Source organism: Fibrobacter sp., from assembly GCA_012523595.1.
Taxonomy (GTDB): Bacteria; Fibrobacterota; Chitinivibrionia; order Chitinivibrionales; family Chitinispirillaceae; genus JAAYIG01.
In genome coordinates this window covers 1-2,055 of the sequence record JAAYIG010000144.1, presented here as the reverse complement: position 1 = coordinate 2,055, position 2,055 = coordinate 1, and the positions used below count along the sequence as shown (strand labels likewise).

General features: G+C 42.8%; 2 protein-coding genes. Both read left to right on the top strand.

Annotation, left to right across the window (positions count from 1 at the left end; all coding sequences use genetic code 11):
• On the top strand, nucleotides 1-1,035 hold a 1,035-nt coding region (locus GX089_09915), incomplete at its 5' end, for a glycosyltransferase family 4 protein (GenBank protein NLP02798.1).
• Nucleotides 1,022-2,055, top strand: a 1,034-nt coding sequence (locus GX089_09910) for a glycosyltransferase family 4 protein (GenBank protein ID NLP02797.1), incomplete at its 3' end; no start/stop codon positions are given. The genes GX089_09915 and GX089_09910, both read left to right, overlap by 14 nt.

The window sequence follows — 2,055 nt, the reverse complement described above, 5'->3', positions numbered from 1 at the left end:
GAACATGGTGGAATTCAAAAATACCTGCACAATATTGTAAAGTATACCTATTCCTGTGATGACCTTGTCATTGCGGGCTGCAGTTCTCCACTTCGGAATCCTGATGATTCTCTTTCCTGTAAAGTCTTATACATATCAACATTTCTCTCTCCTCTGAACAAGAAATTTTCTCTTATACCTCTGTTCATTAAACTGGCCCTTGTCCTCATGAAAAAAAAGGGGAATCTTAGTATTGAAGCCGGTAATATCTATGCTGCTTTCGTTCCCTTTCTTTTATCTTTTTCAAAGCCCCTCAGATACTCGGTATACTGCTATGGAAAAGAACTATTTCCCCTGGGGAAAGTCGGTTTTCGGCAGATTCTTTTCCGTAAAATTCTCAATAGGGCTGAAAAAATTTTTTATCTCAGTGGCTGTACCCTTTCTATACTCCGAAAATCAGGAATATCCGGCAGTTTTATTCATGTGCCGCCAAAAATCAAACTGCCTGCAGACTATAACCGGCATTGTAAAACACTTTCAGCATCGGTTATTAATTTACTCACTGTCGGGAGGCTGGTTCCCCATAAGGGACATACTGTTCTGATAAGAGCAACTGAGATACTTCCAGAAAACCTGAAATGGCATCTTACAATTGCCGGATCGGGTCCAATGTACAAACATCTGAAGTCCCTGATCATCAGTAAAAATCTCCAGAACCGTATTTCCATCAGAAACGATCTTACCGATATGCAACTGGCCGATCTGTACTCCTCTTCTGACATCTTTATATTTCCATCACTTGAAACCAGTGATGGTGTAGAGGGGTTTGGTATCGTCCTTCTGGAAGCTATGTCATATAATTTGCCCATCATTGCCTCACAGACAGGTGCAATTCCCGAAGTATTGTCTGATGGTGAGTGCGGGATTCTGGTAAGTCCCGATAATCCCGGTGAAATATGTGATGCAGTTGTAAACCTTTTTAAGAATGCTTCACTTCGGGAAAAGCTTGTAAGAAATGCGGCATTACGTCTGGAAAAACACTATGCCTGGAAATAAAAAGCAGAAGAGAATTTTGTTTCTTAATCATTGGGCCCGGATGCTTGGCGGTGCGGAACTGTCTCTTATTGACATACTACAGGAAATGGTGTCCAGGGCAGATGTGTTCCTGATCAGTTCTGAGGATGGCCCGCTGATAGAGCGCTGTTCCGGAATGGGTGTCTCATGCAGGGTTATTCCATGTAAAGGAAATGTAGGTGAAATCAGAAGAAAAGGTCTCCTTAAAACAGCTCTGAGACAGTGGAAGGAGATTTTCCGGTTTATTGTTTATGTTTTGCGGCTCCGGCGGGAAATTGAGAAAATCAACCCGGATCTTATCCATGCAAATGTGCCAAAATCTCACATTGCCCTGTTTATAATCGCCGCACTGGGATACAGAAAACCAACAATTTACCATATAAGAGAGATATTTGACCGCGGCTCTCTGCCCGGCCACATTTACAGTGTTCTTTTCCCACGAAAGAATGCTGCAGCGATAGCGATTTCAGGTGCTGTAAAAGACTCTCTTCCAGGACGTGTTTCTGAAAAATCTGTCTTGATTTATAATGGAATTCAGATTTACCCGGCCAGAATTCCAGTAAAGGGTCCTCCAAGGTTTTTGTATCTGGGCAGAATCGTTCCATGGAAAGGTTGTCACCTGCTTATTGATGCATTTTCAATTGTATTTGACAAATACCGTTCTGATGCCGGAACTCTCAGTATTGTCGGAAGTACCCTTTATTGGAAAGAAGGCTACAGGGATCAGCTCAATATGCAGATTGAATCAAAAGGATTAAGTGATGTTGTAAAAATGATGCCGCATACAAACAGGCCGCAGGATGTGCTTGTAAACCATGATGTCCTCTGTATGGCATCTGATCGTGAACCTTTCGGGCGTGCAGCCGCTGAAGCACAGAGTGCTTTCCTGCCGGTGATTGGATTTATCAGCGGCGGGCTTCCTGAAATAATTGAGAACGGTAAAAGTGGAATTCTTGTGGAAAACGGTAATATTGATGCTCTTGCCGATGCGATGGAGCAGTT